The sequence below is a fragment of the Enterobacter quasiroggenkampii genome, assembly GCF_043972695.1.
GTDB classification, from domain to species: domain Bacteria; phylum Pseudomonadota; class Gammaproteobacteria; order Enterobacterales; family Enterobacteriaceae; genus Enterobacter; species Enterobacter quasiroggenkampii.
Genome location: NZ_CP143745.1, coordinates 1,980,424 through 2,003,960 on the forward strand (window position 1 = coordinate 1,980,424; position 23,537 = coordinate 2,003,960).

Sequence of the window (23,537 nt, forward strand, 5' to 3'; positions counted from 1 at the left end):
CAGAAGATGAGTCAGGTCAGCGCAGAATTTATCCCGACACGCATTGCGATCCTTACCGTTTCCGACCGCCGTGGCGAAGAGGATGATACCTCCGGCCACTGGCTGCGGGAGGCGGCCCATGACGCGGGGCATAACATTGTTGATAAAGCGATCGTGAAGGAGAACCGCTACGCCATTCGCGCGCAGGTCTCGCAGTGGATCGCCAGTGATGAGGTGCAGGTGGTGCTGATCACCGGCGGCACCGGCTTTACAGCGGGCGATCAGGCGCCTGAAGCGCTGCTCCCGCTGTTCGACCGCGAGGTGGAAGGCTTCGGCGAGGTGTTCCGCATGCTCTCCTTTGAAGAGATTGGCACCTCCACGCTGCAGTCGCGCGCCGTTGCCGGGGTGGCGAACAAAACCCTGATTTTCGCCATGCCGGGCTCGACGAAAGCCTGCCGAACCGCGTGGGAAAACATCATCGCCCCGCAGCTGGATGCCCGTACCCGTCCGTGTAATTTCCATCCCCATTTAAAGAAATAAGCTATGTCACAACTGACCCACATTAACGCCGCTGGCGAAGCGCATATGGTTGACGTCTCCGCCAAAGCGGAAACGGTGCGCGAGGCGCGCGCCGAAGCGTTCGTCACCATGCTGCCGGAAACGCTGGCGATGATTATCGACGGCAGCCATCACAAGGGTGATGTCTTTGCCACCGCGCGCATCGCGGGTATTCAGGCCGCCAAGCGCACCTGGGATCTCATCCCGCTGTGCCATCCGCTGATGCTGAGCAAGGTGGAGGTGAACCTGCAGGCCCAGCCGGAGCAGAGTCGCGTGCGCATTGAGTCACTCTGCCGCTTAACCGGCAAAACCGGCGTGGAGATGGAGGCGCTGACGGCGGCCTCCGTTGCCGCGCTGACCATCTACGACATGTGCAAAGCGGTGCAGAAAGATATGGTGATTGGCCCGGTTCGCCTGCTGGCAAAAAGCGGCGGCAAATCCGGTGATTTTAAGGTGGACAGCCATGATTAAGGTGCTCTTTTTTGCGCAGGTGCGCGAGCTGGTGAATACCGACAGCCTGACGCTGGATGCCTCTTTTGAAAACGTTGCGGCCCTGCGCGCGCATCTGGCGGCACAGAGCGACCGCTGGGCGCTGGCGCTGGATGAAGGCAAGCTGCTGGCCGCCGTTAACCAGACGCTGGTGGAGCTTACCCATCCGCTGAAGGCCGGGGATGAAGTGGCCTTCTTCCCGCCAGTCACAGGGGGCTAAGATGTCTGAAACCCGCATTCTGGTGAGCCCCGAGCGATTTAACGTGGGGACCGAATACAGCTGGCTGGCGGAACGCGATGAAGACGGCGCGGTCGTGACCTTTACCGGCAAGGTGCGCAACCACAACCTTGGTGACAGCGTGAAGGCGCTGACGCTGGAGCATTATCCCGGCATGACGGAAAAATCGCTGGCGGAGATAGTGGACGAGGCGCGGGACCGCTGGCCGCTCGGGCGCGTCACGGTGATTCACCGCATCGGTGAGATGTGGCCTGGCGAGGAGATTGTCTTTGTCGGGGTGACCAGCGCCCACCGCGGCAGCGCGTTTGCGGCAGGGGAGTTCATTATGGATTACCTCAAAACCAAAGCGCCGTTCTGGAAGCGCGAAGCCACGCCGGAAGGCGATCGCTGGGTAGAATCTCGCGATAGCGATAAACAGGCCGCCAGCCGTTGGTAGTCGGTTTACGTGGATGTGTTACTCTTAACGAGTGTGTCTACTTAATCTTAATCAGGAGTGAATCATGGACCGATTTCCGCGTTCCGATTCAATAGTACAGCAGACCCGTAGCGGCCTGCAGACGTATATGGCTCAGGTGTACGGCTGGATGACGGTTGGCCTGCTGCTTACCGCGTTTATCGCGTGGTATGCGGCGAATACGCCGGAGCTGATGATGTTTATCTTCTCCAGCAAAATCACCTTCTTTGGGCTGATCATCGCGCAGCTGGCGCTGGTGTTTGTGCTTTCGGGTCTGGTGCACAAGCTGAGTGCCGGCATGGCAACGACCCTGTTTATGCTCTATTCGGCGCTAACGGGGCTGACGCTTTCCAGCATCTTTATCGTTTACACCTACTCATCCATCGCCAGCACCTTCGTGGTCACCGGCGGGATGTTTGGTGCGATGAGCCTGTACGGTTACACCACGAAGCGCGATCTGAGCGGCTTCGGCAGCATGCTGTTTATGGGGCTGATTGGGATTGTGCTGGCGTCACTGGTGAACCTGTGGCTGAAGAGCGAAGCCCTGATGTGGGCCGTGACCTATATCGGGGTGGTGCTCTTTGTCGGGTTGACGGCTTATGACACGCAGAAGCTGAAAAACATCGGCGAGCAGATCGACGTGCGCGACAGTTCAAACCTGCGCAAATATTCGATTCTGGGCGCGCTGACGCTCTATCTGGACTTCATCAACCTGTTCCTGATGCTGCTGCGAATTCTTGGCAACCGTCGTTAAGATTGCTTTGCCGGGTGGCGGTTTCGCCTTACCCGGCCTACGAAGCGCGAACCGTAGGTCGGGTAAGGCGAAGCCGCCACCCGACTTATTCACTTCGCTAGCATCCTCTCATTCTTCGCCCGCAGCTTTTTCGCCCGACTTTCCAGCACCAGATAGCAGACCGTGGCCAGCGCCAGCGGCAGGAAGTAATACAGCATGCGGTACGCCAGCAGGGCGGCGATAATCGTTCCCTGAGAAACATGCTCCCCGGCCAGCAGGGCAATAAACACCGCCTCCAGCACGCCGATCCCCGCCGGAATATGCACAATCACCCCGGCAATACTGCTCACCAGCAGCACGCCCAGCACGAAGAAGTAGTTTACGTCCTCGCCGATCAGCAGCCAGATGATGGCTCCCATCGCCATCCAGTTGGCGCTGGAAACCGCCATCTGCAGCACCGCAAACTTCCACGAGGGCAGGACCAGCTTTTGCCCTTTAATGGTCATATGACGGCGTCTGGCAAAGGCGCAGGCCCAGAGATAAACGGCGATAATCAGCAGTAGTGCGATGCCCAGAATGCGCAGCGTAGCCTCATCGATATACCAGTGCGCGGGCAACTGCACCACGCCGATGGTGAAGATCACCCCGCCGAGCAGAATATAGCCCAGCCAGTTGGTGGTAATGCTCAGGGAAAAAATGCGTGTGATGGTCCCACCCGGCAGCCCGAGCCGCGAGTAGAGGCGATAGCGCATGCCAATCCCCCCGACCCAGGTGCTCAGCGTCAGGTTAAAGGCGTAGCAGATAAACGACACCAGCATTACCTGACGTTTGGCCAGCTTGTGGCCGCAGTAGGCCCGACCCAGCAGGTCATAGCAGCCGTACATCAGGTAGCTTACGATAACCAGCCCCGTCGCGCCCAGCAGCACCATCCGGTTATAGTTGCGGATAACCTTCCACACCTCTTCCCAGTCCACTTTCTGCGCGTAGACCACCAGCAGCACCGCGACGGCAATAAAGAATACCCAGGTGAGGATCTTTTTTGCCAGACGCCAGCGTGGATGCGATTTCGACATCAGGGTTTGCCTCCGTCTTCCGCTTCTATGCGGTCCTGGGTTTCCATTTCGGGTTGTACCGGCGGGTCCACCTGCGCCAGCTTCGGCGTATGCGCTGGCAGCCAGCCGACCATCGCCGGGAAATGCCGCAGAAAGTGGAACACCACCACGCTGATGCCCAGGTTCCACCAGGTGCGTTTGGGAACCATGGACTCATCCACGCGCACGCAGTCGTTAACGATCAACGCCTGCAGGTTATCCCGCAGGGTCTGATTAAACTGGCGATCGTGAATGATCAGGTTGGCTTCAAGATTCAGCGACAGGCTCAGCGGATCGAGGTTGCTGGAGCCCACGGTGGCCCAGTGATCGTCCATCAGCGCGACTTTGCCGTGCAGCGGTCGACGGCGGTATTCGTAGATCTGGACGCCGCCCTTCACCAGGTAGTTGTACAGCAGCCGCGCCCCGACTTTGACGATCGGCATATCCGGCTCGCCCTGCACGATCAGCTTCACGCGCACGCCGCGACGGGCAGCATTGCGCATGGCATGCAGCAGGCGATAGCCCGGGAAGAAGTAGGCGTTAGCGATAATCACTTCGCGCTTGGCGTTGGCGAGCATCTTAAGGTAGTGACGTTCAATATCGTCCCGGTGCTCGCCGTTGTCGCGCCAGACGAAAAGCGCCTGTGCTTCACCGGGCTTCCGGTTCTCCTCCGGGCGATGGCGGCGTCGCCACCAGCGGCGAACGGCCTCTTTCCCCGGCAGGTTCTCCAGCTCAAACAGCAAAATGTCCTGCACCACCGGGCCTTCAATGCGAATGGCGTAATCCTGCTTCGCTTCCGGGCCGTAGTCGGACATATGCTCAGCGGAGTAGTTAATGCCGCCGACAAACGCCACCGTCTCATCCACCACCACAATTTTGCGGTGCATCCGGCGGAAAAGGTTGGTACGCATGCCGAACAGGCGAGGGCCGGGATCGTAGTAGCGGAACACCACCCCCGCGGCGGTCAGTTCATTGACGAACGCATCGCTAAGGTCCGGCGAGCCGTAGCCATCCAGCAGCACTTCAATTTTGACGCCGCGCTGGGCGGCGCGCAGCAACACGCTGTGCAGCTGCTTGCCGACGTTGTCTTCGAACCAGATAAAGGTTTCGAGGATCACCTTCTGCTGGGCGTGATCAATCGCCTTAAACACGGCCGGGTAATACTCGTCCCCGTTGACCAGCAACGTGATCCGGTTGCCTTCCTGCCAGGAACATTTCATAGGTGGATCTCCGCGCTGAGCGGGGCATGATCGGAAAGATGCCGCCAGTTAAGGAGCGCCAGGGCGGTCGGGCTGCTGGCATGGGCATTTTTTACGTAGATGCGGTCAAGCCGCAGCAGCGGGAAACGGACTGGAAACGTGCGCGCAGGCCTGCCGTTCGCCCGGGTGAAAATTTCCTCCAGTCCTGCCTCCACCTTCAGGGGGTGGTTTGCCCGCTGGCGCCAGTCGTTGAAATCGCCTGCCACGACAACAGGTTCGCCGTCAGGCAGCGCGTTGGCCCATTCGGCCAGCATTTTCAGCTGCGCCTGACGATGGGCTTCGCGCAGGCCAAGGTGAACGCAGCCGACGTGGATGGGCAGCTCAAGGTCGGGCGGGGTAATGCGGCAGTAAAGCAGGCCGCGTTTTTCGCTCTCCCCGACGGAAACGTCGCGGTTTTCGTAATGCTCAATGGGGTAGCGGGACAGCACCGCGTTGCCGTGATGACCTTCCGGATAGACCGCGTTGCGGCCGTAGGCATAATCACTCCACATGGTGTCGGCCAGAAATTCATAGTGCGGCGTGTCGGGCCAGTTCTCAAAGTGAAGCGGATGCACTTCGTGTGCGCCCATCACCTCCTGCAGGCAGACAATATCCGCGCTGACGGTGCGCACCGCGTCGCGCAGCTCCGGTAAAATGAAGCGGCGGTTAAATGCTGTGAAGCCTTTATGAATGTTTATCGTCAGCACTTTAAGCGAGAAATGCTGCATTTTTTTCGTCATAAGCTCCTTCCTGAGTGACTATCCCAATGAAAATAAAGTGTAGTCGGCGTCACAAAAAGATGCGGCGTTACGGAATTTTCCGTAAAGTGCGGTAGTCTGATTAAGCAGAGAAAAATCCTTCAGGAGAGAAGCCATGAAGTGGCAACAACGTGTTCGTGTCGCAACTGGCCTGAGTTGCTGGCAGATAATGTTGCATTTACTGGTCGTGGCCGTACTGGTGATGGGCTGGATGAGCGGCACGCTGGTGCGTGTTGGCCTGGGGCTATGCGTCCTTTACGGCGTCACCGTGCTGTCGATGCTGTTCTTACAGCGCCACCATGAAGCGCGCTGGCGTGAGGTGGGTGATGTGCTCGAAGAGCTCACCACCACCTGGTACTTTGGTGCAGCGATGATTGTCCTGTGGCTGCTGTCACGCGTCCTGCAAAACAACCTGCTGCTGGCCCTGGCGGGTCTGGCTATCCTCGCAGGGCCTGCGGTGGTCTCGTTGCTGACCAAAGAGAAAAAGCTACGCGATGTTGCGTCTAAACATCGCGTACGCCACTGAGCCCGTCGTGGCCGCGATGACCAGTAGCGGCCACAAACTTCCCCAGACAATATCCAGACTCGCATCCTTCAGATAGATTTGCTTGGTGATATCCGTAAAGTGGCGAATCGGGTTTATCCACGTCAGATCCTGGAGCCACACCGGCATATTCTCGACGGGTGAGACGTACCCCGAGAGCAGGATCGCGGGCATCATAAAGACGAATACCCCGATAAACGCCTGCTGCTGCGTCGAGCAGAGTGCGGAAATCAGCAGCCCAAACCCCACCAGCGACAGCCCGTAAATCACCATCGTGAAGTAAAACAGCGTCAGCGATCCGGCGAACGGGATCTGGTAGGCCCAAATTCCCACCCCCAGCACGATGGTGGCCTGGAAGGTCGCGACAATCAGCGCCGGCACCGCTTTGCCGACGAAAATTTGCCAGGTGGCGAGCGGGGAGACCAGCAGCTGATCCAGCGTGCCCTGTTCGCGCTCGCGGGCGACGGAGAGGGAGGTGACGATCATCACCCCGATGGTGGTGATCATGGCGATCAGCGACGGCACCACAAACCACTTGTAGTCCAGATTCGGGTTATACCAGTTGCGCACCACCAGTTCGCTGTTGTTGGGCTTCGGTTTGCCGTCCATCAGCTCCTGCTGGTAATCCTTCACGACCTGCTGCAGATAGTTGGCCGCGATCTGGGCGCTGTTGGAGTTGCGTCCGTCGAGGATCAGCTGCAGCGGCGCGGTCTGGAAGGTATCCAGATTACGGGAAAAATCCGCCGGGAACCGCACCAGCAGCAGCGCTTTTTGCGTGTCGATGGTAGGCTGGATCTCCTGCGGGCTTTTCAGCAGCAGGATGTGGGTAAAGGCTTTCGCACGCGCAAAGCGCTGCGTTAACTCGACGGAATGTTTGCCGTTGTCTTCGTTGTAAATGGCAATGGTAGCGTTGGTCACCTCCAGCGTGGCGGCAAACGGGAACAGTAAAACCTGGATCAGCACCGGCAACACCAGAATGGCGCGGGTTTGCGGCTCGCGCAGCAGGGATTGCAGCTCTTTGCGTATTAACGTCCATAAACGGTGAAACATGCGCGCTCCTTAATCTAACCGCCGTTTGGTTTTCATCCACGTCAACCCGATAAACATCGCCGCAGACGCCAGTAAAAACAGCGTGTTGACGATCAGCACCACCGGAATATTCCCTGCCAGGAACAGGCTCTGCAGCGTGCTCACAAAGTAGCGCGCCGGAATCACGTAGGTCACGGCGCGGATCACGGCAGGCATGCTGTCTATCTGGAAGATAAAGCCGGACAGCATAATTGACGGCAAAAAGGCAGCGTTGAGGGCCACCTGGGCCGCGTTAAACTGGTTGCGGGTGATGGTGGAGATGAGCAGCCCCATCCCCAGCGTGCTGAGTAAAAACAGGCTGGTGATAAAGAACAGCACCACCAGCGAGCCGCGATACGGCACGCCGAGGATAAAGACGGACACCAGCATACAGAGCAGCATCGCCAGCATGCCGAGGAAGTAGTAGGGAATAAGCTTGCACAGCAGCAGCTCGACGCGCGTCACTTCGGTTGAAAGCAGCGCCTCCATGGTGCCGCGCTCCCACTCGCGGGCGATCACCAGCGAGGTCAGAATCGCGCCAATGACCGTCATGATAATCGTCACCGCGCCCGGAATAATAAAGTGCTGGCTGATGGCGGCGGGGTTAAACCAGTAGCGCGTCTGCACGTCGATGAGCGGTTTAAATTCTTCACCCCGATCTTCCGCCCGCTGCATCTGCCAGAGCTGCCAGATCCCCTCCGCGTAGCCCTGCACGAAGTTCGCGGTGTTCGGCTCGCTGCCGTCGGTGATCACCTGGATCGGCGCATCGGTATTCGCCCGCGCCATATTGGCGGCAAAATCCACCGGAATGACGATCAGACCGCGAATCTTCCCGGCCTGCATCTTCTGGATCAGCTCCTGACGATTGTCGCTGATGGTGGCGTCAATGTAGGGCGAGCCGGTCATGGCGTGGGTGAAGTCCAGCGCCTCCTCGCTCTGCTGCTCCAGCAAAATCCCGACCCGCAGCTTGCTGGAGTCCAGGTTAATGCCGTAGCCAAAGATAAACAGCAGCAGCAGGGGGATCACCACCGCAATCAGCCAACTGCTGGGGTCACGCACGATCTGCCGCGTCTCTTTTATGCACAACGCGCGCACCCGGCGCCAGGAAATGGCGTTACTGCGCATGGGCATTCTCCTTATCCCAGTCGTGGATGAGGGTGATAAACGCCTGCTCCATGGTCGGGTCCGGGACCTCATCGTCGGCGGCCTGGTTTTTCAGGTCGTCCGGTGTACCGTGAGCAATCAGCTTGCCGCGATACACCAGCCCGATGCGGTCGCAGTACTCCGCCTCGTCCATGAAGTGGGTGGTCACCATCACGGTCACCCCTTTTTCCACCATGCTGTTGATATGCAGCCAGAACTCGCGGCGGGTGAGGGGATCAACGCCGGAGGTCGGCTCATCCAGAAACAGAATATCCGGCTCGTGCATCAGCGAGCAGGCCAGCGCCAGCCGCTGCTTAAAGCCGAGCGGCAGTTCGTCGGTGGCGTGGGAAGCAATCGTCGTTAACCCGAAGGCGTCGCTCATGCGGCGGATCTTCTCGTTCTGCGCCCGTCCGCGCAGGCCATACACGCCAGAGAAAAAGCGCAGATTCTGCTCGACCGTCAGGTTGCCATACAGCGAGAACTTCTGCGCCATATAGCCCAGATGCTGGCGCGCCTTGCCGGAGCTGACCTTCAGATCCATATCCAGCACCAGCGCTTTGCCGGACGTCGGCACCAGCAGGCCACACATCATCTTAAAGGTGGTGGATTTTCCCGCGCCGTTCGGTCCAAGCAGGCCAAAAATCTCGCCACGTTTTACCGCGAAATTGACGTTATCGGTGGCGGCGAAATCCCCGAACTTTTTGGTGAGGGATTTGGCTTCGATCACCGTTTCGCCCGGCGTCCCGTCCACCGTGTGCAGGATTGCGCCAAGCGGAGACTCGGACGTCCCCGCGCCGCCCAGCAGGTCGATAAACGCATCTTCGAAGCGCGGCGCCGTCTCTTCCATGTCGATCTCAGGCATGCCGGGCGCCTGGCGAATATCGTCGACGGTGGCCTCTTTTTTGAGGATGACCCGTACCGAGCGGCCCTGAATCATTCCGTCGCTGACCTGCGGCAGCTTGAGCACCCGCTGCAGCAGCGAGCGGTTGGACGCCTGCGAGCTGTGCAGCAGGAAGCTGCGCCCGGCCATGCTCTGCGTCAGCGTCGTCGGCTCGCCCTGATAAAGCAGTTCGCCTTCGTTCATCAGCAGCACGTCCCGGCACTGTTCCGCTTCATCGAGGTAGGAGGTGCTCCAGAGAATCAACATCCCGTCGCCCGCCAGCTCGTGCACCATCTGCCACAGCTCGCGGCGCGATATCGGGTCGACGCCCACGCCGGGCTCGTCCAGCAGCAGCACTTTTGGCTCGCCCACCAGCGTGCAGGCCAGACCCAGCTTCTGCTTCATCCCACCGGAAAGCTTGCCCGCCAGCCGGTCGGTGAACGGGCCGAGGGAGGTAAATTCCAGCAGGCGGGCGAAGGTCTTCTGTCGGGCTTCGCCGGTGACGCTGCGCAGGTCGGCGTACAGGTTCAGGTTTTCCATCACCGTCAGGTCTTCATACAGGCCAAACTTCTGCGGCATATAGCCGAGCATGGCGTGGAGCGCGCCGTCGTCTTTTATCGGGTCAAGGCCCAGCACGCTGGCCGAGCCTTCATCCGGCTTCAGCAACCCCGCCAGCATGCGCATCAGCGTGGTCTTTCCCGCACCGTCCGGGCCGACCAGGCCGGTGACATAGCCTTTCTGGATGGTGCAGTTCAGCGGCGCGACCGCCGGTTTGTCCATCCCTGCGAAGCGTTTGACCAGATTGTTGAGCTGGATAACCGCATCATTCATGTCGTTCCCCGCTGTTCACTTTTACGGTGACGGGCATGCCCTGGCGCAGGGCATCATCCGCATCAGTCACGATGATGCGCAGGCGATACACCAGGTCGGTACGCAGGTCCGGCGTTTCTACTGTTTTCGGCGTGAATTCGGCGGTAGGGGAGACAAAGCCCACCTTGCCGTGATACGGCTTGTCCGGGCGACCGTCGGTATAGAGCAACAGCTCGCGGCCCGGCTGCATCTGGCCGAGATTAGGCTCATCAATGTAGGCACGTACCCAGACCGGGCGGGTCAGGGAGAGGGTTAACACGGTACTGCCCGCGCTGAGCATGCTGCCCGGCTCCACGGCGCGGGTCATCAGCGTGCCGTCAGACGGCGCGATGAGCGTGGTGTCGTGCAGATCCAGCTCCGCCTGGGCCAGTTGCGCCTGCGCCTGTTCAAGGCTGGCTTTCGCCTGGGCGATATCCTGCGGACGGTTACCGGTGTGGTACTGGCTTAATTTATCCTGCGCGGATTTCAGCGTTGCCTGCGCCTGGTCGCGGGAGGAGCGCGCATTTTCCAGGTCATTCGCGGAAATGGTTCGGCTTTTCCACAGCCCCTGCTGGCGAGCGTAGAAGTTCTGTGCGTAGTCATAGGCCGCCTGCGCCTGTTTGACGGCCGCTGCAGCCTGAGCGATCTCTTCGTCGCGATAGCCGGCCAGCATCAGGTCATACTGTGCCTGCGCAACGGAGACGCCCGCTTTGGCCTGCAGCAGCGCATTTTCATAGGGCGCTTTGTCCAGCATCCCCAGCGTCTGCCCGGTTTTAATGGCATCGCCTTCGTCAACGCTCAGCGAGGCGAGACGTCCGCCGACGCGGAAGCTCATGTTCACCGTACGAATATCCACGTTACCGTACAGCGTCAGGCCTTTATCCTGATGGCTCTGGTACCACAGCCATCCACCGACGCCCGCGGCAAGCAAAACAACAACCACCAGAATGATGGCGACAGGTTTTTTCATGACTTCAGGCTCCTTTGCGTTAAGCCTTGCAGGATCAGATCGAGATGACAGGCGATCACCTCACCGATCTGCGCGGCTTTATCCTCATCAAATTGTGTCCAGCCGGTGCGTAACAGGATGGTTTCCCGGCCCAGACGGAAGGCAAGGATTTCACCCAGCAGCGCGTGGGTATGCAAAATTGTCGCGGTATCGTTGGCATCCCGCCCGGTATAGGCGGCGATCAGCCGGGTCAGGTGGGTATGCATCGGGGCAATGACCCGATCGTGTACCCGCTGATAGGCGGCAGTGGGGGAGAGCTGCTCGCGGGAGATAAACTTGCTCAGGTTGAGCGTATCGTCGTGGGTCAGCACGCGGATCATGTTGTGGCAGGCATTGAGGATCAGCTGGCGGATGGCCTCGCGATCGGGCGACGGCTGGCTGAGCAGCGCGGTGGCCTCCTCGACGTGAGGGTGAAACTGCGTGCCGATAAAATCGGCAATCCACTCGGCGCAGGCGAGATATAAATCCTCTTTTGAGCCAAAATAGTAGGTAATCGCCGCAATGTTTTGCCCGGCCAGCGCGGCGATATCGCGCGTGGTCGCATGCAGCCCGTACTCACCAAACTGCGCCAGCGCGGCGGCAATAAGCTGGTTTTTGGCCTGTTCACCTTTGGTTGTTGTGGGTGTTGTATTCATGGCGGCATTAAAAATTAATCAATCGATTGATTAAGATTATGCCTGATTCACGCTTACGTCGAGGGAACGCGGAGGGATATTTTATGCGCCACGTCACAAAAGCTGCTACACTCCGCCCCTTCGCGACATTGTGGTTTTTGTCCTCCTAATTGTTATATCTCCCTGAAAACTACACCTGTGATGGTCGGGGCGGTTCGGAGTTTTTATGTCTTTTGATTCCCTTGGCCTGAACCCGGAAATTCTGCGCGCGATCGCAGAGCAGGGCTACGTTGAGCCAACCCCAATCCAGCAGCAGGCTATTCCTGCCGTTCTTCAGGGCCGTGACCTGATGGCCAGCGCCCAGACCGGCACCGGTAAAACCGCGGGCTTTACGCTGCCGCTGTTAGAGATGCTGGTAAAAAACCAGCCGCACGCCAAAGGCCGTCGTCCGGTTCGTGCGCTGATCCTCACCCCAACCCGCGAACTGGCCGCGCAGATTGGCGAGAACGTGCGTGACTATAGCCGCTATCTCAACATTCGCTCGCTGGTGGTGTTCGGCGGTGTCAGCATCAACCCGCAGATGATGAAGCTGCGCGGCGGCGTGGACGTGCTGGTGGCAACGCCGGGCCGTCTGCTGGATCTGGAACACCAGAACGCGGTGAAGCTGGATAACATCGAAATTCTGGTGCTGGACGAAGCCGACCGCATGCTCGACATGGGCTTTATTCACGATATTCGCCGCGTGCTGGCCAAGCTGCCACCGCGTCGTCAGAATCTGCTCTTCTCCGCGACCTTCTCCGACGAGATCAAGGCGCTGGCGGAAAAGCTGCTGCATAACCCGCTGGAAGTGGAAGTGGCGCGCCGCAACACCGCTTCTGAGCAGGTGACGCAGCATGTTCACTTTGTGGATAAAAAGCGCAAGCGCGAACTGCTCTCCCAGATGATCGGCCAGGGTAACTGGCAGCAGGTGCTGGTCTTTACCCGCACCAAGCACGGCGCGAACCACCTGGCGGAACAGCTGAATAAAGACGGCATCCGCAGCGCGGCGATCCACGGCAACAAGAGCCAGGGCGCGCGTACCCGTGCGCTGGCGGACTTCAAGTCTGGCGACATCCGCGTGCTGGTGGCAACCGACATTGCTGCCCGTGGCCTCGACATTGAAGAGCTGCCGCACGTGGTGAACTACGAGCTGCCAAACGTGCCGGAAGACTACGTGCACCGTATCGGCCGTACCGGTCGTGCGGCGGCAACCGGTGAAGCGCTCTCTCTGGTTTGCGTGGACGAGCACAAGCTGCTGCGTGATATCGAACGTCTGCTGAAGAAAGAGATCCCGCGTATCGAAACCCCGGGGTATGAAGTGGATCCGTCGATCAAAGCCGAGCCGATTCAGAACGGTCGCCAGGGCGGTCGCGGTCAGGGCGGCGGTGGTCGCGGTCAGCAGCCGCGCCGTGCCGAAGGCGGCGCGCCGAAGTCAGCGGGCAAACCGCCGCGTCGTAGCAACGACAGCAAACCGGCCGGTGACAATCCGTGGCGCAGCGGCGAAGGCAAGCCGGCAGGAGAAGGGCAGCGCCGACGCCGCCCGCGCAAGCCTGCTAACCCGCAGTAATCTGGAAGCCCGGTCGTAAAGCCGGGCTTTTCTTTTTGCGGCTGCGAAGAGAAAGTGCCACAATAGTGGCTGTTTATACAGTATTTCAGGTTTTCCGATGGCTTTAACCGCTGCGCTCAAGGCGCAAATTGGCGCATGGTATAAGGCGCTACAACAGCAGATCCCCGATTTTATCCCCCGAGCGCCGCAGCGGCAGATGATTGCTGACGTGGCAAAAACGCTCGCCGGGGACGACGGGCGACATCTGGCGATTGAAGCCCCGACCGGCGTCGGGAAAACCTTGTCGTATCTCATTCCCGGCATTGCCATCGCGCGGGAAGAGGACAAAACGCTGGTGGTCAGCACCGCCAACGTGGCGCTGCAGGATCAGATCTTCAGCAAAGATTTACCGCTACTGCGCAAAATCATCCCCGACCTGCGGTTTACGGCCGCCTTTGGTCGCGGTCGCTACGTCTGTCCGCGTAACCTGGCAGGGCTTGCCAGCAGCGAGGCGTCGCAGCAGGATCTGCTGGCGTTCCTCGACGACGATCTCACGCCAAACAACAAAGCCGAGCAGGAGCTCTGCGCCACGCTCAAGGTCGATCTTGACGGCTATAAGTGGGACGGCCTGCGCGATCATACCGATAAGGCCATCAGCGACGATCTATGGCGCAGGCTCAGCACGGACAAAGCCAGCTGCCTGAACCGCAACTGCCACTACTACCGCGAATGCCCGTTCTTCGTCGCCCGACGCGAAATTCAGGAGGCGGAAGTGGTGGTGGCTAACCACGCGCTGGTGATGGCCGCGCTGGAGAGCGAAGCGGTGCTGCCGGAACCCAAAAACCTGCTGCTGGTGCTCGACGAAGGCCACCATCTGCCCGACGTGGCGCGCGACGCGCTGGAGATGAGCGCAGAAATTACCGCCCCCTGGTTCCGCCTGCAGCTCGATCTCTTCTGCAAGCTTGTCGCCACCTGCATGGAGCAGTTTCGCCCGAAAACCACGCCGCCGCTGGCGGTGCCGGAGCGGCTGAGCGACCACTGTGAAGAGGTCTACAGCCTGATTGCCTCGCTCAACAACATTTTGAATCTTTATCTTCCGCAAACGCAGGAAGCTGAACACCGCTTTGCGATGGGTGAGCTACCTGAAGAGGTGATGGAGATTTGCCAGCAGCTGGCGAAGCATCTCGAAAAGCTGCGCGGGCTGGCGGAGATGTTCTTAAACGATCTGAGCGAGAAAACCGGCTCGCATGACGTGGTGCGTCTGCACCGCATCCTGCTGCAGATGAACCGTGCGCTCGGCATGTTCGAAGCGCAGAGCAAGCTCTGGCGGCTGGCCTCGATGGCGCAGGCGTCCGGCGCGCCGGTCACCAAATGGGCCACCCGCGAAGAGCGGGACGGGCAGGTGCACCTCTTTTTCCACTGCGTGGGCATCCGCGTGGCCGATCAGCTGGAAAAGCTCATCTGGCGCAGCGTGCCGCACGTGGTGGTGACCTCCGCCACGCTGCGCTCCCTGAACAGTTTTTCGCGTTTGCAGGAAATGAGCGGGCTTAAAGAGAAAGCGGGCGATCGTTTTGTCGCGCTGGACTCGCCGTTTAACCACTGCGAGCAGGGGAAGCTGGTGATCCCGCGCATGAAATTCGAGCCGCTGATCGACAACGAAGAGCAGCACATTGCGGAAATGGCGGCCTACTTCCGTGAACAGGTTGAGAGCAGAAAATACCCCGGCATGCTGGTGCTGTTTGCCAGCGGGCGCGCGATGCAGCGCTTCCTGGAGCACGTCACCGATCTGCGTTTATTACTGCTGGTCCAGGGCGATCAGCCGCGCTACCGGCTGGTGGAAACGCACCGCAAACGTATCGATAACGGCGAGCGCAGTGTGCTGGTGGGATTACAGTCCTTCGCGGAAGGTCTGGATTTGAAGGGCGATTACCTGACGCAGGTGCATATTCATAAAATTGCCTTCCCGCCCATCGACAGCCCGGTCGTCATCACCGAAGGCGAGTGGTTGAAAAGCCTCAATCGCTATCCCTTTGAGGTGCAAAGCTTACCTGCGGCGTCGTTTAATCTCATTCAGCAGGTCGGGCGTCTGATCCGTAGCCACGGCTGCTGGGGGGAGGTGGTGATTTATGACAAACGTCTACTCACCAAAAATTACGGCCAACGTTTGTTAAACGCGCTGCCGATCTTTCCGATTGAACAGCCAGAGGTGCCCGAGGTAAAAAAACGCCCGGCAACACTGACCGCCGGGCGCAGGAAAAGCATCCGTGCTAAGGGGCGCGGTCCTACTGGTAAGTGAAGGTCACCTGCACCACGCTGCTGAACGTCCCCGCGCTCACCGGCATGGAGGTGGCGTAGTAGCGTGCGGCGAGAGGGAAGGTGGCCGTGTGATCGTTTTGATTAATCAGCGCGTTAAAGCTCGCCTGCGGGGCGATGAGGATATTGTCCTGCCGGTCCGCCAGCTCAAGCGCCAGCCCTTTTGCGCTGCCGATGTTGGCAAATTTTGTCGGGTGCAGGCTGTCTGCCTGGCCATAGAAAAAGGCCGTTGCCAGCGTCAGCGTTTTGGGACAATGCGAGACGTTCAGCGAAAATTCTTTCCATTCGCCCGTATCCCCCACGTCTTTAAAATTGCCGGACGCTGTCTGGCCGAGGTCGACGGTTAAGTTTTTGCTGGCGCTGTCGATCACGCAGGTATTGGCATAGATATTCCCGACCATCTGAACCTGGATATCATCCGCCCAGGCCTGCGTCATCAGGGCCATCCCAACGAAAAGCAGAATTTTTTTCATCATCGTCACTTATAGGCCAGAGTAATGGTGGCAACGGTGTTCGCCGGGCCGGGCGTGACCTCGTCGCTGATTTGCTGGTAGCGCACCTGGAAAGGGATATCCAGCGTCTGGTTGGCAACGGCCTCGCTGGAGGTCGTGACGTATTGATCGAAGGTGGCGATATCGTTGTCGAACAACATTCGCACCCCGACCCCGGTGGCCATTCCGGGCTGCTGAGTGAGTTTGATCACTCCAGCGTAGCCGGTCTCATAGCCGTTAGCGCTGGTGATTTTCACTTCAGGCTGCACCGTGGCGTTACAGTTGACCGTTACGTTAAACTCCTGCGCCGGCATGGAGAGCGTGCCGATGCCGATAAAATCGCTGACCGGAAAATCGCCTAGTACAACGGTGAGGTTTTTAGGGGAAACCGAACAGGTCACCTCCTGAATATTGACGTCGCCAGCGTAAGATACGGTGTTCGGAGAACCAATCCCGTCCATGCCATAAACGCCAATCCCAAACTTCGTCTGGTCAATTGAAAGCGTACCCGAGCTTACTGCATTGCTGGTTTTTATCAGTTCAAGGGTGACATCGAAGCTGAAGTTTCGCGCATCATCATTTGAGATGTAGCCAATGGGTGTACTGCGCGAATCGCAATAGACCCCACCCGCGCCCGTTATCCGCTGGCCTTTGTCGTTGACCAGCGCAATGCCAATCCCCTCCACGCCGGTACCGTACACGCCGGCGAGGCCCGGAATTTCGGTGCCGGTGCCGTAGTAGCAGGAGACAATTTCCTGACCGGCTTCATAGGCGTGGTCGCAGCTTCCCGCAACGTGAACGGTTTGTTCCGTTCCGGGAATACTTTCGCCCACGGGCAACGTGCTGGGTACCGATATGGTTGCCACGTTTAGCAACTTTGGCATATCGGGCGTCGTACATTCGGCCTTTGCATGGGGCATGAATAGCGCCGACAGGCCGAGCACGAATAAGAACACCAGTTGTTTTACGATCTGCATAAGGTCAACCTTTACGGTGAATCAATGACACTGCGCGGCAGCGTTAATGATGCTGTTTTTGTCTTTCTCATCCGTGAGGGCGTATTCAGCGACGCAATGTTCGCCGGCACCTTCACCCCACGAAACCGAGAGCGTGCCGCGCAGTGGCATGCCGGAAAGGTAGGTCTGGCCGCCGCTGCCCACGATAAATTCGCTGTCTTTATCGTCGGTGGTCACCGTTGCGCCAAAGGGCAGCGGTTTCCCGTTTTGCGTGAGCACCATCAATACCCGGTTCCCCACGCGGGTGTTAAAGCTGGCGCGCACCACCGCGCCGCGGGTCGGGGTAACAACCTGCGCGGCGTGGGTAACGTCGGCGTCGTCCGGCAGCGTTTCGGTGTCCAGGGCAATCGTGTTATGGCGGTAGGCCGTGACGAACGGCACCACGGTATAGCCGCGGAAGTCGGTTTCAACGCCGGTCTGGTTGGCAATGTGCGTACCGTGGGTACCCGGCGCTTTGACCAGTGCAATCGTTTCGCCGAGCGGCTGGCTCAGCGTTATGCCGTTGGCGTGGGCGATAACGCCGCCTTGCACGCCGATGTTTACGCTCTGCTGATAGTTGTCCTGACTCACGCCGCCGCTGAGCTCGCCGTAGGTACCTTTGTAGTCAGCGTTCATGCTGGTCGAGTTTCCGCTACCGGTGCGGCTAAGCCCCTCCTGGATGTTCCAGTTCAGGTTATCTTCGGCCAGCGCCGTGCCGTTAAGGCCAATGTTCTGCGTCGTGCCGTCTTTGGTATTGTTCAGGTTGTAGGTTGCCCAGGTGTTATGCATCCAGCGATCGAGCGGCACGGAGACGCTCAGTGAAAACTGGTTGTCGTTGGAGACGGAATTGCCGTTTTCATCGCTGGCGTCGGTATTCTTGTTCATGCTGTAGCTCAGGCTGTAGCTCACGCCGTGCCAGCTGTTGTTGTAGCTGACGCTCATTGAGGTCATGTCCTGGCTCTGGCTCCAGTAGGTCTCTTTGACCAGGCTCAGCGTCATTGAGCCCCAGCCTTCGGGCAGGGTTTGGTCGATGGTGGCTTCTTCACGCTCACGGCGCTGCTGCGGTGCCGACCAGTCATCCGAGCGGGTATAGGATTCCATGGTGTCTTCCAGCGTGTAGAACCCTTTGCTGTTGTAGCGATAGCCCGCCACGGAAAAATTCGTCCCCGATCCCGCAAAATCTTTGCTGTAGCGGAGGCGCGCAGACTGCCCTTTGCTGGACTGCTGTTTTTTCAACAGCGCTTTTGCGCGGGTGACGTCGAGCGAGAAGGCGCCTAAATCTCCCATGTTTTTACCGACACCCACCGCCTGAGACTGATAATGGCTGCTCTGCTGCACGCCGCCGTAGGCGGTGAATCCGTAAGGTAAGCCGTAAATTGCGCTCCCCTGGGCAAACGGCGTTTTCTCGACGTCGCTGTCATACGAGCGGTAGCGGCCTGCGGTTACGCTGTAGCGCAGGTTTTTTTCACGCTGCAATACCGGCACCGACGCGTAGGGCACCACAAAGTGGCTTTCGCTTCCGTCGGTCTCTTTTACGGTCACCTGCAGATCGCCGCTGCTGCCGGTAGGGTAGAGATCGTTAATTTCAAACGCGCCGGGGGCGACGGTGTTCTGGTAAATGACATAGCCGTTCTGGCGAACCATCACCAGCGCGTTACTGTGCGCCGTTCCGCGAATAATCGGCGCATAGCCTTTTTCGCTGTCCGGCAGCATGTCGCTGTCGGAGTTAATCTGCACCCCGGTATAGGGCACGCTGTCGAACACATCGGCAGGCGAAGAGCTCTGCCCGACGGTGAGATCGCTTTTCATCGACACGATATCGCGCTGGGCATAGGTATAGACGGAGGAGAACTTCTGCTGTTCTTCCTTGCCCGTCGTGCTGCGATTCCAGGTGGAATAGTTGCGTACGCGCCAGGCCCCGACATTAAAGCCCGGGCGCAAATTGACGTACTGGCTGCTGTTATCCTCTTCGCCCTGCTGGCGAGCGTGGCTCTGGCTGGCGTTGGCGCTGTAGTTTAATAAGCCTGCGGTGATCCCTTCATCAAACTCTTTGGGATCGATATAGCCGCGTGGCACCTGGCCCAGTGCCGTTTGCGGTATGCTCAGGAGCAGCTGTTGATTCCGAACGTGGAACGAGGCCGATGCCGAAGGGATGGCGCTTAAGTCGGCACACGAATCCTTTGCCATTAACTGCGGGTATTTTTGGGTTTTGATGCCCAGACTTTTTAACTCTTCGAGGCTAAAACAAGGCTGAAGCGAATTGTTGCCCCGGCTATCCTGCTGCAATGTAAACGTCACGTCACGGGTGTCGATTTTATTATTATCAATATAGATCGCGACCTGGTATTTCCCCGGTGCCTGTCCAGGCCCTTTTTCATATACGGAGAGATCCGTTTTGGTCTGCTGAGGGTTGTCAATATCCAGCAGTGCCGGGTTAAAATAATCATCAGCCCACGCGAACTGCGCAAAACACACGGCTGCCAGACCACATAGCAGGGTCAGCAGCGTGAATAATTGGCAGGTGAACGGCTTTTTATGGCTGTACATGATTATTTTAATGCGTTATCAGACATGAAATTAATGAACGGATTTTGTCCAGGTTTTGCTGATGCTGCCGTAATCCGTAATAATGGAATACGTCACAGTATCGCCACCCGTATTGGCTGGCAGGGTAATGTGCGTTCCGGTTTCAGGCACGGCCCAGGTGGCTTTCGTGATTTTATGACCATTCAACGTCACGCTCTGGAAATTCATATAGAAGGGGGTCGGATTATTAACGACCAGATCGTTGCCTTCACGATGCCATTCCAGTTTATCCGCCATCTCTTCCGGCTTGCCCTTAACGGACGATGGACGGTAAATCAATTTGATGCGCGTATTAATCGCAATTTGCAGCGTATTCACCCCCTCAACGTGCTTCGATGAGGGAATCGCTTTGATATTTAACCAATACAGCGATTCGCGATCTTCCGGTAAATTCCCACCGGTGCGAACGACGCGCAGCACGTTATCCTCTTTCGCATCAAGACGAAACAGGGGCGGTGTAATCAGGAATGGCGCAGCGGCATGATTTTTACTGTCGGCATCAACCCAGGACTGCACCAGATAATCCGTTGTATCTGGATTTGAAATACCAAGAGATGACTCCTTTTTATCTCCCCGGTAGACCAGACGGGTGCCATTAATAATGACCCCCGCATGAGCGGTCGCGGCTACCAGTAACAGAGTGCTCAGTAAATAACCATGGCGCATAAATATTTCTCAACATAAAGAAAAGATATTAGCTTTGACACAAAGCTAATATCTTCAGATTGAAAATATCAGTTATAAATAACGGTGAAGGTCGATACGGAGTTAGCAGGGCCAGCCGTAACGGCAGCCTGCGTCTGAATATATCGCGCTGCAAATTCCAGATCGTTAACCGTACTTCCTGCGTTGAGTGGATACGCGCGGGAAGGCGTATATAAGCTGACGGGTTGTTCAGATGAGTCAAGCAATTGAATGGCGACGCCGGTTGCGGCATTCGCATCTGCCGTTAACGCCAGCGTGGTGCTGTTATTCGCATCTGGCGTACCGCCAAAATTAATTGCTGCAGAGGTGACCGTCTCCGGACAATCTTTTAACTGAATATCAAATTTTGTTGGTGTGCTGGTGGAGCCTGCACCGGTGAATACCGTTTTAGAAACTTTGCCTAACTGGACGTTGAGTGGATCGCTTAATCCATTTACTACCTGACAGGCAGAATCAATAATTTCGCCGGTAAAGTTAATCTGCCCTTCACCGTTTGTTGCCGCAAAGGCGGATGCAGAACACCCTATCGTTGCAGCGATAAATAAACCTAAAGCAACCTTGTTCATAGTCAATCCTGGTGTGTTTCGGGTAAAAACGTTGCCTGGACGTTTTCACCGTGACCCTCAATAGTGTTTCGGCGACTATTTAATCAAAAAAGATATGCTTTAGAATCTTCTATAGAAATCACAAATAATTGAAATAAAGCTTGTCTTTCGTTAACTGCTAAAAAATCAGCGGGTTGATTGTCTTCATAAAAAACTATCGGCCAGCGCTTCTTCAGGACTATAGTGTTCACAAGATGACGTAGTCAGGAGAAAAGACGTGGATTATCGCAAAATTATCAAAGAGGTAGGGCGGGGCAAAAATCATGCGCGCGACCTGGATTACGAAACGGCTAAGGCACTGTATACGCACATGCTGAATGGCGATGTGCCAGATCTGGAGATGGGCGGCATCCTGATCGCGCTGCGTATTAAAGGGGAAGGCGAAGCGGAGATGCGTGGTTTTTATGAGGCGATGCAGGCGCAAACGATGCGCTTAACGCCGCCAGTCGCAAAGCCGATGCCGATTGTCATCCCCAGCTATAACGGGGCGCGTAAACAGGCAAACCTGACGCCGCTGCTGGCGATTTTACTGCACAAGCTTGGATTCCCGGTTGTCGTACACGGCGTAAGTGAAGATCCCACGCGCGTGTTGACGCAAACCATCTTTGAGCTGCTGGACATCAAACCGACCCTTCATGCAGGTCAGGCGCAGGCGAAGCTTGACGGGCATCAGCCGGTCTATATTCCGGTTGGTGCGTTCTGCCCGCCGCTGGAAAAGCAGCTGGATATGCGCTGGCGTATGGGGGTGCGTAACAGCGCCCACACGCTGGCCAAACTGGCAACGCCGTTTGGCGAAGATGCCGCGCTGCGGCTTTCCAGCGTCTCTCATCCGGAGTACGTGACGCGAGTCGGCAAGTTCTTTGAAGAGGTTGGCGGGCGCGCTTTACTGATGCACGGCACCGAAGGGGAGGTGTATGCCAACCCGCAGCGCTGCCCGCAGATTGTGCACATTGATTCTGCCGGCGCGCGCGTCATTCTGGAGCGCGGGACGGATAATCGTGATGTGGCGTTGCCCGAAGCCAAAGATCCGCACACCACCGCCCACTGGATCACCCAGTGTCTGGCGGGCCAGGTCCCTGTTCCGCACGCCATTAAGCAGCAGATGGCCTGCTGTCTGCTGGCGACGGGTGAGGTGGACTCGATAGAGGACGGTCTGGCGCGCGTGGCGCAGTCTTTTTAACTAAAAAAAGCCCGTCCAGTGGCGGACGGGCAAGCAAGGGTAACAAACAACAGGGTCAATGAGGGTTGGAGCAGCTCACCAGAGGGTTTGGCGAGGGGACAGCATTCGTTCAGGCGATTATTTGTAGATAACCGCGGTACCGCTCAGCTTGTTATTGCCGTTAGCGGAGGTAATGGTGTATCCGCTTGCACCGGCAGCAGCCGCTTTCTCAGCCAGTTTGGCTTCCAGACCGTCCAGCGTGGTCGCGCCATCAGCACTTACCACACCGACTTTATTCATGTTCTGTGCCTGAGTTGAAGAGACTGGTTCTACGGCGAAAGCACCGAAGGACAGAGCGGACAGGGCAACAGCAGCTACAGCATATTTGATGGTTTTCATAATTAATCTCTCGCAGGTGTTTCTGTTAAGGGGACGATGTTCCGTCGATGTGATAAGTATCACGGTTTTTTGCGAGGGATAAAATCGAAGAGAATTGACGTGGTTGCTCAAAAAAATTGAATGACAAATAACTTATTGAATATTAATAAATTCAAACTGGCGATTTACACTTCTTGTTGATGCGCTTTACAGAAGAAAGATGAAGGGCACATTTTGCTACGCGGTTCGCTAAAAATCGTGAGCGTAAAGGTAAGGGCCTGTGCGGTTAACTTAGGTAAAGGAAAGTCAACGTAACTGGCTGTCTTTCGAACCTCTGCGATTATATCCCGAATGCGATGAATTTTTCGAATCTTTATGCTGCTGGCAGGTGATGCAAAGCCTTACGCCGGGGATGGCTTTTCGGCGCGCCTCGGGAATAGGGTCTCCACACTCTTCGCATTCAGTTAAGCTTTCGCCGCGCGGAATTTCACCGCGGGCACGCGCTACCGCATCTTCAATTGTACTGTTGATTTGGTCGTTAACGGCATCATCATTTGCCCAGCCGGAAGCCATTATGTCCTCCTGATATTGGTTCAGCCCTGCTTTTAATATGGGGTTAAAAAACGAACAGTCAAGGCGAGGGGGAAGAGAACTGCATCCGGTGGACAGATGCAGTCTGGGGAAAAAGCTGATTATTTATAAATGGTCGCTGTGCCGTACATATGGTTATCGCCGCCAGCGGAATTCACCACGAAGCCTTTTGCACCTTCCTGACGGGCTTTTTCGGCAAGTTTAGACTGGAGATCGTCAAGGTTGCTGGCACGGCTTACCGAGACGGTGCCCGCAGGCCGAAGCTGGCTGGTGTCGGTACTCGGGGTCAGCGACTGAACGGCCATCGCAGAGAATGACGCAGTCGCCAGGGCGGCAGCGATAACAGCAAGGGTCAGATACTTTTTCATAATCACATCCTCATGAGGAAACAACAGGTGATTCCCCTTAAGTTTAGAAGCCGGAGGAGTGTGACTTAGCGCAAATATTTGATGATGATCTGCTTATTTTTTGAACAACATCATTT

Annotated in this window: 25 protein-coding genes; 9 read left to right on the plus strand and 16 right to left on the minus strand. The window is 57.4% G+C overall.

Going from position 1 to position 23,537, the window contains the following annotated elements; genetic code table 11:
- Nucleotides 1-6: 6 nt before the first annotated feature.
- The 5 genes from moaB (at nt 7) to V1572_RS09475 (ending at nt 2,472) form a co-directional block, all read left to right on the plus strand.
- Complete coding sequence (gene moaB / locus V1572_RS09455) at nt 7-519, plus strand: molybdenum cofactor biosynthesis protein B (RefSeq protein ID WP_045403780.1); 513 nt, start codon at nt 7-9, stop codon at nt 517-519.
- A gap of 3 nt (nt 520-522) precedes the next feature.
- Entirely contained in the window at nt 523-1,008 is a 486-nt protein-coding gene (moaC, locus tag V1572_RS09460; RefSeq protein WP_023292962.1) for a cyclic pyranopterin monophosphate synthase MoaC, read from the plus strand.
- Nucleotides 1,001-1,246: a molybdopterin synthase sulfur carrier subunit gene (moaD, locus tag V1572_RS09465; protein ID WP_008501143.1), complete on the plus strand. Its 246-nt coding sequence runs from the start codon at nt 1,001-1,003 to the stop codon at nt 1,244-1,246. Before moaC ends, moaD begins: the two co-directional genes overlap by 8 nt.
- A gap of 1 nt (nt 1,247) precedes the next feature.
- Nucleotides 1,248-1,700: a molybdopterin synthase catalytic subunit MoaE gene (moaE, locus tag V1572_RS09470; RefSeq protein ID WP_039266008.1), complete on the plus strand. Its 453-nt coding sequence runs from the start codon at nt 1,248-1,250 to the stop codon at nt 1,698-1,700.
- Between the two features lie 64 nt (nt 1,701-1,764).
- Nucleotides 1,765-2,472 carry a Bax inhibitor-1/YccA family protein gene (locus V1572_RS09475; protein WP_069719576.1) on the plus strand — a complete coding sequence of 236 codons (708 nt, stop codon included), beginning with the start codon at nt 1,765-1,767 and terminating at the stop codon, nt 2,470-2,472.
- A gap of 89 nt (nt 2,473-2,561) precedes the next feature.
- Here V1572_RS09475 and V1572_RS09480 read toward each other — a convergent pair whose 3' ends face one another.
- The 3 genes from V1572_RS09480 to V1572_RS09490 are packed head-to-tail and all read right to left on the minus strand — an operon-like array spanning nt 2,562 to nt 5,520.
- Nucleotides 2,562-3,524: a YbhN family protein gene (locus V1572_RS09480; RefSeq protein WP_223540167.1), complete on the minus strand. Its 963-nt coding sequence runs from the start codon at nt 3,522-3,524 to the stop codon at nt 2,562-2,564.
- Nucleotides 3,524-4,762 carry a cardiolipin synthase ClsB gene (gene clsB / locus V1572_RS09485; RefSeq protein ID WP_045909491.1) on the minus strand — a complete coding sequence of 413 codons (1,239 nt, stop codon included), beginning with the start codon at nt 4,760-4,762 and terminating at the stop codon, nt 3,524-3,526. Before clsB ends, V1572_RS09480 begins: the two co-directional genes overlap by 1 nt.
- Nucleotides 4,759-5,520 (minus strand): endonuclease/exonuclease/phosphatase family protein, encoded by a 762-nt coding sequence (locus V1572_RS09490; protein WP_048222143.1) that lies wholly within the window; start codon nt 5,518-5,520, stop codon nt 4,759-4,761. The genes clsB and V1572_RS09490 overlap by 4 nt, the downstream gene beginning before the upstream one ends.
- 133 nt (nt 5,521-5,653) lie before the next feature.
- Here V1572_RS09490 and V1572_RS09495 point away from each other — a divergent pair, with 133 nt between their 5' ends.
- Entirely contained in the window at nt 5,654-6,064 is a 411-nt protein-coding gene (locus V1572_RS09495) for a YbhQ family protein (protein WP_023334980.1), read from the plus strand.
- Here the strand turns inward: V1572_RS09495 and V1572_RS09500 are convergent.
- From V1572_RS09500 to cecR, 5 genes are read right to left on the minus strand one after another with little or no spacing between them, the layout of a single operon-like run.
- Nucleotides 6,026-7,132 carry an ABC transporter permease gene (locus V1572_RS09500; protein ID WP_223540168.1) on the minus strand — a complete coding sequence of 369 codons (1,107 nt, stop codon included), beginning with the start codon at nt 7,130-7,132 and terminating at the stop codon, nt 6,026-6,028. The genes V1572_RS09495 and V1572_RS09500 overlap by 39 nt on opposite strands.
- Nucleotides 7,133-7,141: 9 nt before the next feature.
- Nucleotides 7,142-8,275: an ABC transporter permease gene (locus V1572_RS09505; RefSeq protein WP_045909495.1), complete on the minus strand. Its 1,134-nt coding sequence runs from the start codon at nt 8,273-8,275 to the stop codon at nt 7,142-7,144.
- The gene (locus V1572_RS09510) at nt 8,265-10,004 is read right to left on the minus strand and encodes an ATP-binding cassette domain-containing protein (RefSeq protein WP_090392623.1); all 1,740 of its coding nucleotides are present in this window, start codon (nt 10,002-10,004) and stop codon (nt 8,265-8,267) included. The genes V1572_RS09505 and V1572_RS09510 overlap by 11 nt, the downstream gene beginning before the upstream one ends.
- Nucleotides 9,997-10,992: a secretion protein HlyD gene (hlyD, locus tag V1572_RS09515; RefSeq protein ID WP_048027006.1), complete on the minus strand. Its 996-nt coding sequence runs from the start codon at nt 10,990-10,992 to the stop codon at nt 9,997-9,999. The genes V1572_RS09510 and hlyD overlap by 8 nt, the downstream gene beginning before the upstream one ends.
- Nucleotides 10,989-11,666 (minus strand): transcriptional regulator CecR, encoded by a 678-nt coding sequence (gene cecR, locus V1572_RS09520; RefSeq protein ID WP_045909498.1) that lies wholly within the window; start codon nt 11,664-11,666, stop codon nt 10,989-10,991. Before cecR ends, hlyD begins: the two co-directional genes overlap by 4 nt.
- A gap of 205 nt (nt 11,667-11,871) precedes the next feature.
- Here cecR and rhlE point away from each other — a divergent pair, with 205 nt between their 5' ends.
- Both rhlE and dinG read left to right on the plus strand, forming a co-directional pair.
- Complete coding sequence (rhlE, locus tag V1572_RS09525; RefSeq protein ID WP_395299894.1) at nt 11,872-13,251, plus strand: ATP-dependent RNA helicase RhlE; 1,380 nt, start codon at nt 11,872-11,874, stop codon at nt 13,249-13,251.
- Between the two features lie 97 nt (nt 13,252-13,348).
- A complete protein-coding gene (gene dinG, locus V1572_RS09530) occupies nt 13,349-15,526 on the plus strand; it encodes an ATP-dependent DNA helicase DinG (protein WP_196346014.1) in 2,178 nt (725 codons plus the stop codon).
- Here dinG and V1572_RS09535 read toward each other — a convergent pair.
- The 5 genes from V1572_RS09535 to V1572_RS09555 all read right to left on the minus strand — a co-directional run bounded on the left by V1572_RS09535 (nt 15,513) and on the right by V1572_RS09555 (nt 20,886).
- Nucleotides 15,513-16,016: a fimbrial protein gene (locus V1572_RS09535; protein WP_395299985.1), complete on the minus strand. Its 504-nt coding sequence runs from the start codon at nt 16,014-16,016 to the stop codon at nt 15,513-15,515. The genes dinG and V1572_RS09535 overlap by 14 nt on opposite strands.
- A gap of 5 nt (nt 16,017-16,021) precedes the next feature.
- Nucleotides 16,022-17,011 (minus strand): fimbrial protein, encoded by a 990-nt coding sequence (locus V1572_RS09540; protein ID WP_045909501.1) that lies wholly within the window; start codon nt 17,009-17,011, stop codon nt 16,022-16,024.
- A 21-nt stretch (nt 17,012-17,032) separates the two neighbouring features.
- On the minus strand, nt 17,033-19,576 hold the full coding sequence (locus tag V1572_RS09545; protein WP_395299895.1) for a fimbria/pilus outer membrane usher protein: 2,544 nt from the start codon (nt 19,574-19,576) through the stop codon (nt 17,033-17,035).
- A 30-nt stretch (nt 19,577-19,606) separates the two neighbouring features.
- Entirely contained in the window at nt 19,607-20,281 is a 675-nt protein-coding gene (locus V1572_RS09550) for a molecular chaperone (protein WP_395299896.1), read from the minus strand.
- A gap of 68 nt (nt 20,282-20,349) precedes the next feature.
- Nucleotides 20,350-20,886 (minus strand): fimbrial protein, encoded by a 537-nt coding sequence (locus tag V1572_RS09555; RefSeq protein WP_045909503.1) that lies wholly within the window; start codon nt 20,884-20,886, stop codon nt 20,350-20,352.
- A gap of 256 nt (nt 20,887-21,142) precedes the next feature.
- Between V1572_RS09555 and ybiB the strand changes: the two genes are divergently transcribed.
- Nucleotides 21,143-22,105, plus strand: coding sequence for a DNA-binding protein YbiB (gene ybiB / locus V1572_RS09560; protein WP_111967034.1), 963 nt, complete (start codon nt 21,143-21,145; stop codon nt 22,103-22,105).
- A 117-nt stretch (nt 22,106-22,222) separates the two neighbouring features.
- Here the strand turns inward: ybiB and ybiJ are convergent, their stop codons facing one another.
- The 3 genes from ybiJ to mcbA all read right to left on the minus strand — a co-directional run bounded on the left by ybiJ (nt 22,223) and on the right by mcbA (nt 23,421).
- On the minus strand, nt 22,223-22,483 hold the full coding sequence (gene ybiJ, locus V1572_RS09565; protein WP_023310874.1) for a DUF1471 family protein YbiJ: 261 nt from the start codon (nt 22,481-22,483) through the stop codon (nt 22,223-22,225).
- 285 nt (nt 22,484-22,768) lie between these two features.
- Nucleotides 22,769-23,035 (minus strand): DksA/TraR family C4-type zinc finger protein, encoded by a 267-nt coding sequence (locus V1572_RS09570; protein ID WP_048027017.1) that lies wholly within the window; start codon nt 23,033-23,035, stop codon nt 22,769-22,771.
- A gap of 119 nt (nt 23,036-23,154) precedes the next feature.
- Nucleotides 23,155-23,421 (minus strand): DUF1471 family periplasmic protein McbA, encoded by a 267-nt coding sequence (mcbA, locus tag V1572_RS09575; protein ID WP_045909506.1) that lies wholly within the window; start codon nt 23,419-23,421, stop codon nt 23,155-23,157.
- Between the last annotated feature and the right edge of the window lie 116 nt (nt 23,422-23,537).